The following is a 12,801-nucleotide window of genomic DNA, read 5'->3' as shown; positions in this document are numbered from 1 at the left end:
ATGGCAACTGAGACAGGGGTCGACGAGGACGTAGACCTGCTCGATTCCTTCCGGCAGTTCTTCGCGCTGGAGCGGGACGTACTCGTCCTGTCGCTGTCGATGTTGGCGTTCAGCCTCGCGTTCCAGATGACCAGCCGATATATTCCCGAGTATATGCGGATTCTGGGGGCCAGCGCCGGTGTTATCGGTCTCTACGGGAGTGTCGGGAACCTCATCAGCGCGGTGTACCCCTATCCCGGCGGCGCGGTGTCGGACCGCATCGGCTCGCGGCTGGCGCTGACCGCTTTCGCGACGCTGGCGACGGTCGGCTTCGGCATCTGGTATCTCGCCTCGGTCATCGGCGATGTCACACTCGGCGCGACGACGCTGCCGGCCTGGACGCTCGTGTTCGTCGGGCTCTTTCTCGCACAGGCCTGGAAGTCCTTCGGGCTTGGCGCGACCTTCGCCATCGTCAAGCAGAGCGTCCCGCCACAGCGGCTGGCGATGGGGTTCGCCAGCACGGAGATGTTCCGCCGCATCGGCTTCCTGCTCGGACCGCTCGCCGCCGCGGCGTTGCTCGCGACGACCGCGACCTTCGTCGACGGCTTCCAGCGCGTGCTGCTGGTCGCCCTGGCCTGTGGTCTCGTCGCCACCGTTGCACAGCACTTCCTCTACGACGCCAGCGAGGACACGCTCGGAAAGTCCTTCGAGGGCATCGACCAGATACTCGCCGACCTGCGGACGATGCCGGCGACACTCCGCCCCCTTCTGGTCGCCGATACGTTCGTCCGCTTCGCCAACGGCATGGTGTACGTCTTCTTCGTCATCGTCGTCACCGAGTTCCTCTCTGTTGGGTTCACCGGCTTCGGTTTGCAACTGCGGCCCGACGCCTTCTTCGGCGTCCTGCTCGGCGTCGAGATGGTCGTCGCCATCCTCTCGATGGCTCCCGTCGCAAAGCTCACCGAGTGGGCCGGCCTCAAGCCCGCCGTCGCGCTGGGCTTTCTTGTCTACGCCGTCTTTCCGCTCCTGCTCATCTTCGCGCCGGGCAACCAGTGGGTGCTGGTGCTCCTGTTCGCGTTCTCCGGCCTGCGCTTTGCCGGCCTGCCCGCCCACAAGGCGCTCATCGTCGGCCCGGCAGAACAGGACGCTGGCGGCCGTGTCACCGGGACGTACTACCTGCTTCGGAACACGCTCGTCATCCCGAGCGCCGCGCTCGGTGGCTGGCTCTATGGCAGCGAGTGGGCAGTGGCTATCGGCGATGTCGTCATACAGGCCGGTCCGGAACTGGCCTTCGGCGTCGCGACGGTGGTCGGCCTCATCGGCGTCGTTTACTTCATCGTCTTCGGCCGGGAGTTCGAGGCGTACGAATGAACCGCTGTGCCGGCCTACCACTCCTCGCGTGGCGGGAACTCTTCGCCACAGCGCGGGCAGTACCGCATCGGTGCGCGGGACTCCTGGCCGTCCCTGTCGAACGTAATCTCTCGTCCGCAGCTCTTACATGCTAGCTTTGGCATCGTGGTGCTCTCCGGTCGCCCGCATAGCCACGACCTGTGCTAGATAGAGTATGTCCCGTGATAACACTAGGTATCGGCTGAGAGACGGACCCACGCCGAGTCCGCAAACGCCAATCATAAGCGCCGAGCCGCGAACAGTCGACCAATGCAAGCGGCCCACCCAATCGAGCGGGCGGTCGGTATGGAGTATTACGTCAGCGACGCCGACGGGGTGGGCGGCCGCCTCCGCTCGTCGCCCGCGGACTTCCGCGTCCGGGAACTGGAGGCGTTCGACACCGAACCGGTCGACGCCGACACCGGCGCGTACCCGCATCTCGTCTTCCGGGCGGAGCTACGGAACTGGGAAACCAACGACTTCGCCAGCAAGCTCTCCGACCGGCTGGGCATCTCCCGCGAACGGGTGTCGTGGGCGGGGACGAAAGACAAGCGCGCGGTCACGACCCAGCTATTCTCGGTGAAAGGGGTCGCAGCCGGGGACCTGCCGGAAATCGGCGGCACGGACATCGAGGTCATCGGTCGCGCCGGCCGCCCGATTCTCTTCGGCGACCTGGCGGGCAACGCCTTCGAGATAGTCGTCAGAGACACGGAAAACACCGACAATGCCGCCAGCGTCGTAGCGGACCTCCGGGCGTTCGCCAACGGGGACGACTCAGTGACGAGCGAAGGCTGGTCCAGCGACGCCACGCTGCCTGACGGCGACACGACGGTCGGCGTGCCCAACTACTTCGGCCAGCAGCGGTTCGGGTCGCGCCGACCGGTCACCCACGAGGTCGGGCTAGCCATCGCCCGTGGCGAGTGGAAAGACGCGGTTCTCGCCTACGTCGGAAACCCGAACGAGCGCGAACCAGAGTCAACGCAGGAGGCGCGGGGATACGTCGACGAAACCCACGACTGGGCCGGCGCGCTGGACAGGCTGCCCGGCGCGCTGGGCTACGAGCGCTCTATCTGTCACCGGCTGGTCGAGAACGGGGCCAGCGAGCCGGCAGACTTCCGCGAGGCACTGGAGGCGCTGCCGTCGAACCTCCAGTCGCTGTTCGTCAACGCCGCCCAGTCGTACGTCTTCAACCGCATCCTTTCCGAGCGGCTGGAACGGGGCCTCCCCTTCGACCGGCCCGTGGAAGGCGACGTAGTCTGTTTCCGTGACAGCGACGCGCCCGAGGACTTCCCGATTCCGGACGCCGACCGCACCCAGGAAGTCACTGCCAAGCGGCTGTCGACCGTTGAGCGCCACTGCGAGCGCGGGAGAGCGTTTGTCACCGCGCCGCTGGTCGGGACCGATACCGAGCTGGGCAGTGGCGAACCGGGCGATATCGCTCGTGAAGTCCTTGACGACGTGGGCCTCGAACAGGGCGACTTCGACCTCCCCGGCGCGTTCGACAGCGACGGGACGCGGCGGGCCATCCTGCTCCGAACGGACCTCGGTGTTGAGCGCGATAGCGCCGACCTGACGTTCTCGTTCTCGCTGCCAAAGGGGAGCTACGCGACGGTCCTCCTCCGGGAGTTCCGGAAAGGCGACCCGGACGCGTAGCGGTTCAACCGTGCTCGGCAACTGATGCGGAATATGCAACGGTTAAGTCCGGCCACACACGCCATCTCGTATGGGCGAGCTACCGGATGAGTTCTCGTGTACCATCACCGACTGGGAATACATCTACGGCCTCTGTCGAGATGTGGCTGACGACGTGAAGGCCGCCGAGTTCGAACCCGATGTGGTCGTCGCGCTGGCACGGGGCGGCTGGTTCGGCGGGCGCTGTCTCTGTGACTTCCTCGGGCTGGACGACCTGGCGAGCCTGAAAGTCGAACACTATGTCGGGACCGCGGCGAAAGGCGAGGAGGCACAGGTGAAATATCCGCTGGCCGACGGCGCGGTCGAGGGGAAGGACGTGCTGGTCGTCGATGACATCGCCGACACCGGCCAGTCCATCGAGACGGCTGCCGAGTGCGTGCGTGACCGAAACCCCAGCAGCGTCCGAACGGCGACGCTCCAGTTACTCCAGACCAGCGACCACGAACCGGAGTTCGTCGGCGAGTCCCTCGATGAGTGGACCTGGGTCGTCTACCCCTGGAACTTCGTCGAGGACATGGTCGAACTTGTGGCGGGCGTGATGGCAAAGAGCGACCAGCAGACCCACACCGAGGACGACATCCGCCGTTTGCTCCGGGAGTACCACGGCGTCAGCCGCACGAACCTAGAGATCGCACAGCCGAACCGACTGGGCGAGGTCACGACCGAGATGGAACGGCGGGGTGTCGTTGAATCGGCCGGCGACGGGTGGCAACTCACTGACGACTAAGCAGGTCAACGGGAGTGCTCAACAGGTATCGCACAAATCCGCTAGTCTCGCCGCTCACCATCGCTAGACCCAGTACGCTCAGCCGCTAGCCACGATAAAAATGGGGTTAGCGACGCGTGCGACCGTCGTCCCGGACGTACTCTAACGCGCTGACGAACAGCTCTGTGTCGACCCGGTCCTCTGACTCTTCGAGTCGTTCACGAATTTTCGTTGGAGTCATGTGTATTGGTAACATTGTCCTACACCGATATAACTCTTTCTCACCTGCTAACAGGTTCGGTGTGGGGTGGGTCTGAAATGAGCGGTAGGCTGCCCAGTAGACCGTTCAAACCGCTGTACCGGAGCGACACCCCCGTCGAGGGAATATATTTAAAACCCTGCTTACCCAATAGAAACTATGGCCGCTTACGGCCGGCCGTCACTTCGAGACCTGTTCGATGAATCACCGACGCCGCACATCGCGCATCCGCCGCGGAGTCACCATCGAGACTTCTACATCGCCACAGACGGGTCGTTCAGACCCCACAACGGCACGACATCACCCGGCAGCGAGTCGGATAGCCCGACAGGCGGGCTGGGTGTCGTCGTCGAAACGCTCGACGGTGAGCGCGTTGTCAGGCTCTCAGTCCCAGACACCTGCCCCGACAACAACGTCGCGGAGTATCGGGCGCTCCATCTGGGACTCGACGTGCTTGCGAGACGGGCGCCGCCCAACGCCCGCGTCGGCTTACTCATCGACCACGACCAGCTCGCTGAGAACGTGAACGCGGAGGTCCTTGCCTCGCACGGCTCCGCCTACGACCCGCCACACTCTGTGTCGGTTCCGGCGGCGACAGGGCTGCACTGGCGCGGGATTCAGGCACGCATCAATGGGTTCGGCGAGGTCCGTGCCGCGCGGATCTCCGGCGACCGCAACCCCGCTCACCCACTGGCAAACGCCCCTGACCAGTACGCACACGTCAACGGCGAGCCGGACCGGTGCGTTCTCCCTGACGCGCCGACCGTAAACGAACGCGTTCCACCGCCGTCACGCGCAGAGCGTGGCGGGGCGTCGGACTGACGGAACCCGTCCAGCAATCGGCGACCGGCGACATCGTATTCTTTCACATCGCTGTCAGCAGTGGCACGTAGCTGTTGTAACGCCTTGCTCAGTATACGGCTATCGTGCTTGAAATATCACATACGACTGCGGTTCTGAGAGAATACTTGAATACAGATAGAAATACCTGTAGCCGGGGGCTACAAGGCTCTCCGTCAGTTGTCTTTCACAGGTAATAATCTCCATAAGTTATGAAAATAGTTGCACCTATTATCACGTACGTTTGGGCAACGTCACACAGACCAAATTTTATGTATTAGAAATAGGATAGTATACAGTGGGAGGTGAGCTACGTTGAGTACCAGAACTGACGGACCGGACGGTTTCAGCGGACAGTACGCCGAGCAACTGTTGCCGCATCAGTCGCCGACGCGGCACGACCTCGTACTCGCCGTCATCCCCGCGGTGTTCATCTTCACACTCGCCGCCGCGGTTGTTCTGGGCCTCTCACTTCAGGCGGCAATCGCTGGCGGCGCACTCGTCGGCGCTGTGGCGGTCATCGATGCGCTCTTTATCCACCCACCGACTCGTGGTCGACGGCGAGACGGTACGTGACATCGCGTTCCGGCGAGGGGCCTGAACGCTGGTTTTTCGAACTGGTTTCAGTGCGAAGCGCGCTCTCCGCGTTCCGCAGTAAACGCGTAAAAAAGACAGCTATATCGGTTACTCTTGCTGTGCGTCGACGACGGCGACGCCCGCAAGGTTCACGATGTCTTTGACCTCGTCGCCGCGCTGGAGGACGTGGACCGGCTTGTCCATGCCAACGAGCATCGGTCCGATGGCCTCAGCGCCGCCCAGTCGCTGGAGGAGTTTGTAGCCGATGTTCCCGGCTTCGAGGTTGGGGAACACGAGGACGTTCGCGGGGTCATCGAGTTCGGAGAACTCGTAGGTATCTTGCAGGATATCCTCAACGACAGCGGTGTCGGCCTGCATCTCGCCGTCGACGGGGAAGTCCACACGGTCGTCGTCCTGCAGGCGCGAAACCGCCCGGCGGATCTTCTTCGTCCCGAGGTTGTCGACGCTGCCGAAGTTCGAGTACGACAGCATCGCCGCTCGCGGTTCGACGTTGAACCGACGGGCCAGTTCCCCGGTGTGCCGGGTAACCTCCTCCAGCACATCCGTGTCGGGGTCCTGATTAACCGTGGTGTCCGCACAGAAGATGACGCGGTTCTTGAACGTCAGCATGTACACGCCGGCCGCGTAGTCGGCGTCGTCGGCCGTCCCGATGACCTGCAGCGGCGGGCGCAGGGCCGAAGGGTAGTGATGGGTCAGGCCGGTCAGCATCGCGTCGGCATCGCCCATTTCGACCATCACGCTGCCGAGATAGTTCCCGTCCCGAATGAGTTCGTCGGCCTCGCGGCGTGTGACGCCTTTCCGCTGGCGGAGTTCGTACAACCGGTCGGCGTAGTCGGCCACGTCGGCTGTCTCGGGATCGACGACGACGGGGTCGAATTCCAGCCCGAACTTCCGACGCGTGGACTCGATTTGGTCGGCGTCGCCGATGAGTATTGGCTCGGCGATGCCCTGTTCAACCAGCTGGTAGGCCGCGCGGATCATCTTCTCGTCGTGGCCCTCGGCGAGGACGACCCGCTGGGGGTCGCTCTTGGCCTTGTTGAGCACGACACGCATCATCTCGCGAGACTTGCCCAGCCGCGCTTCGAGTTCTTCGACGTAGGCCGCCGTGTCGAGTTCCGTCCGTGCCGCGCCGCTCTCGATGGCGGCTTCGGCGACTGCAGGCGTCACCTCGAACAGGACCCGCGGGTCTAGCGGTTTCGGAATGATGTAGTTGGGGCCGAACTGCAGCGGCTGGTCGCCGTAGGCCTTGACGACCTCGTCGGGCACGTCCTGCCTTGCGAGGTCGGCCAGTGCGCGGGCCGCTGCCACTTTCATCTCTTCGTTGATTTCGGTCGCCCGCACGTCGAGCGCACCACGGAAGATGAACGGGAACCCGAGGACGTTGTTGACCTGATTCGGATAGTCCGAACGGCCGGTCGCCATAATCACCGTGTCGTCGCGGGCGGCCTTGGCGTCCTCGTATGCGATTTCGGGGTCCGGGTTCGCCATCGCGAAGATGATGGGGTCGCTGGCCATCGACCGCACCATCTCCTGGTCGACGATGCCGCCGACTGAAAGGCCGACGAACACGTCCGCCCCGTCCATCGCGTCGGCGAGGCCACCCTCCGGGATGTCTCGGGCGAACTCCTGTTTGAATCGGTTGAGTTCCTCGTGGTTGGCTCGTTCCTCGGTGATAATGCCCGAGGAGTCACACATCGTGATGTTGTCCTTCGAGACGCCAAGGGAGACGTAGAACTTCGCCGAGGCGATAGCTGAGGCCCCGGCCCCGGAAAAGACAACCTCCAGTTCATCCAGCTCCTTGTCGGCGATGTCGGCCGCGTTGACGAGCGCCGCACCGGAGATTATTGCGGTCCCGTGTTGGTCATCGTGGAACACCGGGATATCGAGTTTCTCGCTGAGTCGGCGCTCGACCTCGAAACACTCCGGAGCGGCGATATCTTCGAGGTTGATACCGCCGAAGGTCGGCTCCATCGCCTCCACTGTCTGTATCATTGCCTCGGCGTTGTCCGTGTCCAGTTCCACGTCGAACACGTCGATGTCGGCGAACCGCTTGAACAGCACGCCTTTTCCTTCCATGACCGGCTTCCCGGCTTCCGGACCGATGTCGCCGAGGCCGAGCACGGCGGACCCGTCGGAGACGACGCCCACGAGATTCCCTTTCGCGGTGTACTCGAAGGCCTTCTCAGGGTCTTTGTCGATCTCCTCACACGGCGCGGCCACGCCGGGCGAGTACGCCAGCGAAAGGTCCCGCTGTGTGTTTGTCGGCTTCGTTGTCGCAATCTCTATCTTCCCCGGCGGCTTGCTCCGGTGGTACTCCAGTGCATCCTCGTCAAGTCCCATATCCGGATGTCGAACCCTACTGTAAAAAAGACAAGTTTACCGTCAACGGACGAGCGGTACAACGACGGTTGTCGAATGTCGGCTTGTTGCAGCGGTTTTTGCCCCGGTCGTGTCCCATCAATTGGAAAACAGCCGCCGCCGGGGACCCGCCTGATGGACCGGCCGCGGACCTCAGTTCGTGTTGGTGAGTTCGCCGACCCGGTCGGTCAGTTCGGTGACCGCGTCTTCCTGTCGGTCGGTGGCCTTGACAATTTCCTTCGTTGCCGTTTCAGCCTCTTGGGCGTGGTTCTGTGCGTCCTCGACCATCGAAGTCACGTTCTCGATAGCGCTCGCCTGGTCGTCGTTGGCGTCGGCGACCTCCTGGATGCCCCGTGTCGCTTCCTCGACGGCGTCGGAAATCTCGTCCAGCGCATCCAGCGCGTCTGCAATCTCGGACTCCGCGTGCTCGACCTGTTCGTGGGAGGTTTCGACCATCTCGGCCGTCTCGGTCGCCTGATCCTGAATCGTAGTGATGCTCGTCGAGATCTCGGAGGCGTACTCGCTTGTCTCGTTAGCGAGTGTCTTCACCTCGTCGGCCACGACAGCGAACCCGCTCCCGCTTTCGCCGGCTCTGGCCGCCTCGATGTTGGCGTTCAGCGCGAGCATATTCGTCTGCTCCGCCACGTCAGCGATTATCTCAACGATCTCGCTCACCTCGTCCATCTGGTCGTCAAGGTCAGTGACGGTGTCCACGAGGTCTTCGCTCGTCTCGGCGAGCCCGTCGGTAACGTCCATAACTGCTTCACCGGCGTCTGACCCATCTTCTGCGGCCGCCTTCGCGCGCTGGGCCGCCGACGCCACTTCGCTAGACGTCGCGGCGACCTCCTCCATCCCGGCCCCGATTTCTTGGATGTTGTCGGCCGCCTCTGTGAGGGAGTCCGTCTGCTCGGTGACCCGGGTCTCGACATCCTCTGCGGACGAATTCGCTTGCTCGATAGTGACTGCGAGTTGCTGTGCCTGCTCGTCCACCTGATCTGCCAACTGCTCGACCTGTTCGGCCATATCGTTGAGCGAACCGACGACCTCGTACAGCTGGTCATCAACGTACTGGCCAACGTCGGTCCGGTCGAACGACGCCCGGGCATCGAGGCGCCCGTTCTTGAGTGCAGCCATAGTCGATTTAACCTCATCAACCAGGCTCGTCACGGCCTCGTGACGGTTGGCCTCGTCAGTTCGGTCCTGAACCATTTCGACAACCGCGATGAGTTCGCCGTCGTCATCGTAAATCGGGGCAGCGCTGAACGAGATGTGGCGTTCGTTCCCGTGCTGGTCGGCCATCACGCTCGTGTCGCGATACAGTGTGAAGTCCTCGTCCTCGACTTTCGGCACATCGTACTCTGTGTGGGTCGTCTCAGGGGCGTCGAGAACCTTGTCAGCGAGCGTCTGTCCGCGCCGGCCGTCCGGATAGAACGCCATGCTCGCCATCTCCATCTCCTTTGCTTCGGCCTCGGAGACGCCCGTGAGGTTTTCGATCGAACTGTTCCAGCTGAGGATATCGCCGTCCGGATCCAGAACAAAGAGCGGCGTTCCAATATGCTGCAGTATGTCGTGATAATCGAATCCACCGCTGGAGTTGCTATCTGCCGTAGAATCGGTGAATGCGCTGACGCCAGCCTGAGAGACAGACTGCGTCGTTTGCAGCCCGTCGTGAAGCTCCGCCTCGACAGCGTCGATAGCGGCCTGTGCGTCCGGGCCGAGTTCGTCCCGGAGCTGGTCGAACGCACCTTCGACGAGTGATTCGGTAACAAAGCTCTGTGTTGCGACGAACTCGTGTTGGCTGATCCCGGCGGCTTCGTAGTCGCCGATCAGCGCCTGAAGTTCGTCAGGGCCGAGTTCGAACTGCCGCTCGACGTGCTGGGTCCCAATAGCGGCCTTATCTGGGTCCTCAAAGCAATCGTCGAGATGTGGCGAGTCTGGGTCAATGGCGTCGGTCAAAAAGCGAGTCCGTCCGTCACTCGCGACGAATCCCCCATCCGCCCGCCGGGCCGTAGCGTCCGAAGAACGGGACCCCTGGCCGTAGATGTAGGTGCGGATCTGTTCGAACATAAGCTAGCTATGTTCCATTCCAACACACCTGTAGATAAAGATGACTCCGGGAGTATCAGCAAAGATAATTGCACTCGTGGGTAGAGCGGGAAAAGAGAGCATAAGTACGTGCAACCGAAGTGCTAGATATGACCACCCGTTTCCGCCGACTGGTGGCGACGACGACGGTGCTGACGTTCGCACTCATCCTGCTCGGCGTGTACACAGGCGCTATTGGTGCCGGGCTGACCTGTGAGGCACGCTGGCCGTTCTGTGACGGCTGGATGGGGCTGTTCCCCGCAAACTGGGCGAGTTTCGTCGAGTGGTTCCACCGTTTAGTCGCAATGGTTACCGGTTTCGGCATTCTCGGTTCGACGGTCGCCGCATGGCGTGGTGAGTACAGCCGGCGGATCAAGCTCGCAACAGGCGTCGCCACGGTCGTGCTTCCGATGCAGATTCTCCTCGGCGCAAACACCATCTTCAACTTCGGTGCCACGGCGCAGGTGCTCCACCACGGTGCTGCACAGCTCATCTTCGGCGCGATGGTCGCGGCGACGGCGTGGGCCTACACCGATACGGCGGAGTCGCCGTCGGTGCAATCGGCCGATACCCAGCACACAGCACGCGCTGACGATTGAATACGAGTACCACGTGGTTAACACGTAAGATATATTCCGGTCTGTCGTGTGGTGAGGACTATGTCAGACGACGGCCTTTCACGACGCCAGTATCTCTCCACGGTCGGTGGAACCGCAGTAACCGTCTCACTTGCCGGCTGTTTCGGCGGCGGTGGCGGTAACGGCGGCGACGGCAGTACCGAAATCACTGCCGGAACTGCACCGGGGTTCCCCCCGTTCGAGATGAAGCAGGACGGCGAACTCGTCGGATTCGACATCGACCTGCTCGAAGCGGTCATCGACGAGACCGACTACACCCTGGCCGGCTGGGAAGAGTTCGAGTTCAAGTCCCTGATTCCGGCGCTGACGAACGAGAACATCGACGTAGTCGCCGCAGGGATGACGATCAACGACGAGCGCGACGAGACCATCGACTTCACTGACCCGTACTACAGCTCGAATCAGGCGATTGTCGTCCGCGAGGACGGCGACTTCTCGCCGGCGTCTCTGTCGGACCTCTCCGGACGCCCTATCGGCGCACAGAAGGGGACAACTGGCGAGACGACGGTACAGGACGAACTCATCTCGCCGGGGAACCTTGATGAGTCGAACTACAACTCCTATGGCAACTACGTGCTGGCTGTCGAGGACCTCCAGAACGGCAACATCGACGCCGTCGTCATCGACGAGCCGGTCGCACAGACATTCGCCGCCCAGCGCCCGGTCACCATCGCCTTCACCTACGAGACGGGCGAGAACTTCGGCTTTGGCGTCCGCGATGGCGACGACGAGTTTACGCAGGCACTCAACGACGGCCTGTCCACCGTCAGGGATGGCAGCACCTACCAGGACCTGACGAACAAGTGGTTCGGCCAGCAGTAACCGATGCCACCCCTCCCGTTGCAGAGTGACTGGGCGTTCGTCATCGGGAACCTCGACCTGCTACTCGTCGGCACGGGTGTCACGGTCGCCCTGACAGCGACGAGCATCCTGCTTGGCTTTCTGCTCGGGTTTCCGGCGGGAGCCGTTGAGGTCTACGGGCGCGGCCCGCTCAAACGCGCCGTCGAGACGGCCGGCGTCGTCCTCCGCGGGACGCCGCTGCTCGTCATCATCATCCTGCTGTTCTTCGGCCTCTCGGTGTCGAGTAGCGCCTTCGTGACGGCGACTATCGCGCTCGGCCTCCGGAGCGCCGCCTATCAGTCACAGATATTCCGTGGCGCGCTCCAGAGCGTCGACGAGGGACAACTGGAAGCCGCTCGTGCCGTCGGTATGGGCCGGCTTCAGGCGATCCGCAGCGTCGTTGTCCCGCAGGCGCTCCGCCGAAGCGTGCCCGGCTTCCAGAACGAGTTCACGATCGTCCTGAAAGACACGAGTATCGCCATCGTCATCGGCCTCGGCGAACTGCTGACCATCGGCCAGAACCTCTACCAGGGCGGTCAGAGCACCGCTGCGCTTGAGATTTTCCTGACTGTGAGCCTCATCTACTTCGTTCTCACGTTCGTGACGAACCGTTCGCTTGACTACGTCGACGACCACTTCAGCATCCCCGGCGGTGAGCGTGCATGAGCGACCCGCTGCTGGAACTCGACGACGTGTACAAGTCATACGGTGAAGAGCAGGTGCTCTCCGGCGTCAGTTTCGAGATGGACGCCGGGGACGTGGACGTGGTTATCGGCCCCAGCGGGAGCGGCAAGTCAACGATGCTGCGCTGTGTGAACCGCCTCACCGAGATCAACGGCGGCGATATCTACCTCGACGGCGACTGTGTTACCGACGCCGACACCGACGTGAACGAACTCCGAAAACAGGTCGGGATGGTGTTCCAGGATTTCAACCTCTTTGCCCATCTCACGGCACTCGGAAACATCACGCTCGGCCTGCGGAAAGTCCGTGGCATGGACAAAGCTGCGGCACAGGAGAAAGGGTACGAACACCTCGAACAGGTCGGGCTTCTGGACCAGGCTGACTCCTACCCCGCCGAACTCTCTGGCGGCCAGAAACAGCGGGTCGGCATCGCTCGCGCGCTCGCCATGGACCCGAAGCTCCTGCTGTTCGACGAGCCGACCAGCGCGCTCGACCCCGAACTCGTCGGCGAAGTCGTCGAGGTGATGCGCGACCTCGCCGCCGAAGGAATCACGATGCTCGTCGTCAGCCACGAGATGGGGTTCGCGCGGTCGGCGGCATCGGACATCATTTTCCTCGACGATGGGCGTATCGTCGAACACGGCCCGCCGGAACAGCTGTTCGAGAACCCTCAGGCGGCCCGGACCGGGGAATTCCTCAGCCGCCTCGAGACGGCCCACGAGGAGGAGTGACCG

Annotated in this window: 12 protein-coding genes; 9 read left to right on the top strand and 3 right to left on the bottom strand. The window is 62.8% G+C overall.

Translation table 11 applies throughout. From position 1 onward, the window contains the following. The gene (locus RR_RS11865) at positions 1-1,350 is read left to right on the top strand and encodes an MFS transporter (protein WP_011223823.1); all 1,350 of its coding nucleotides are present in this window, start codon (positions 1-3) and stop codon (positions 1,348-1,350) included. 14 nt (positions 1,351-1,364) lie between these two features. Here RR_RS11865 and RR_RS22985 read toward each other — a convergent pair whose 3' ends face one another. Further along, on the bottom strand, positions 1,365-1,493 hold the full coding sequence (locus RR_RS22985; protein ID WP_255458621.1) for a hypothetical protein: 129 nt from the start codon (positions 1,491-1,493) through the stop codon (positions 1,365-1,367). Between the two features lie 145 nt (positions 1,494-1,638). Between RR_RS22985 and truD the strand changes: the two genes are divergently transcribed. The 4 genes from truD (at position 1,639) to RR_RS11845 (ending at position 5,441) form a co-directional block, all read left to right on the top strand. Next, complete coding sequence (truD, locus tag RR_RS11860; RefSeq protein WP_011223821.1) at positions 1,639-3,021, top strand: tRNA pseudouridine(13) synthase TruD; 1,383 nt, start codon at positions 1,639-1,641, stop codon at positions 3,019-3,021. A gap of 70 nt (positions 3,022-3,091) precedes the next feature. Continuing rightward, positions 3,092-3,787 (top strand): phosphoribosyltransferase, encoded by a 696-nt coding sequence (locus tag RR_RS11855; protein WP_004957808.1) that lies wholly within the window; start codon positions 3,092-3,094, stop codon positions 3,785-3,787. Positions 3,788-4,184: 397 nt separating this feature from the next. Further along, positions 4,185-4,847 carry a hypothetical protein gene (locus RR_RS11850; protein ID WP_004957803.1) on the top strand — a complete coding sequence of 221 codons (663 nt, stop codon included), beginning with the start codon at positions 4,185-4,187 and terminating at the stop codon, positions 4,845-4,847. A gap of 333 nt (positions 4,848-5,180) precedes the next feature. Next, entirely contained in the window at positions 5,181-5,441 is a 261-nt protein-coding gene (locus RR_RS11845) for a hypothetical protein (RefSeq protein ID WP_007188851.1), read from the top strand. Positions 5,442-5,549: 108 nt separating this feature from the next. On the opposite strand, the gene RR_RS11840 is transcribed toward RR_RS11845, so the two are convergent. Together RR_RS11840 and RR_RS11835 are read right to left on the bottom strand one after the other, a co-directional pair. Continuing rightward, positions 5,550-7,802 carry an NADP-dependent malic enzyme gene (locus RR_RS11840; protein WP_011223819.1) on the bottom strand — a complete coding sequence of 751 codons (2,253 nt, stop codon included), beginning with the start codon at positions 7,800-7,802 and terminating at the stop codon, positions 5,550-5,552. A 171-nt stretch (positions 7,803-7,973) separates the two neighbouring features. Then, on the bottom strand, positions 7,974-9,887 hold the full coding sequence (locus tag RR_RS11835) for a methyl-accepting chemotaxis protein (protein WP_011223818.1): 1,914 nt from the start codon (positions 9,885-9,887) through the stop codon (positions 7,974-7,976). A gap of 128 nt (positions 9,888-10,015) precedes the next feature. On the opposite strand from RR_RS11835, the gene RR_RS11830 reads away from it, so the two are divergent. The 4 genes from RR_RS11830 to RR_RS11815 are packed head-to-tail and all read left to right on the top strand — an operon-like array spanning position 10,016 to position 12,798. Then, entirely contained in the window at positions 10,016-10,504 is a 489-nt protein-coding gene (locus RR_RS11830) for a COX15/CtaA family protein (RefSeq protein ID WP_004957792.1), read from the top strand. Between the two features lie 60 nt (positions 10,505-10,564). Then, the gene (locus RR_RS11825) at positions 10,565-11,365 is read left to right on the top strand and encodes a basic amino acid ABC transporter substrate-binding protein (protein WP_004957786.1); all 801 of its coding nucleotides are present in this window, start codon (positions 10,565-10,567) and stop codon (positions 11,363-11,365) included. A 3-nt stretch (positions 11,366-11,368) separates the two neighbouring features. Continuing rightward, positions 11,369-12,049 carry an amino acid ABC transporter permease gene (locus RR_RS11820; RefSeq protein WP_011223817.1) on the top strand — a complete coding sequence of 227 codons (681 nt, stop codon included), beginning with the start codon at positions 11,369-11,371 and terminating at the stop codon, positions 12,047-12,049. Continuing rightward, positions 12,046-12,798, top strand: a complete 753-nt coding sequence (locus RR_RS11815; protein ID WP_007188855.1) for an amino acid ABC transporter ATP-binding protein — start codon at positions 12,046-12,048, stop codon at positions 12,796-12,798. The genes RR_RS11820 and RR_RS11815 overlap by 4 nt, the downstream gene beginning before the upstream one ends. The last annotated feature ends 3 nt before the right edge of the window (positions 12,799-12,801 follow it).

This window comes from Haloarcula marismortui ATCC 43049 (assembly GCF_000011085.1).
In the GTDB taxonomy this organism is placed as follows: domain Archaea; phylum Halobacteriota; class Halobacteria; order Halobacteriales; family Haloarculaceae; genus Haloarcula; species Haloarcula marismortui.
The sequence above is the reverse complement of the archived record's forward strand: the minus strand, read 5'-3'. Positions and strand labels throughout refer to the sequence as shown.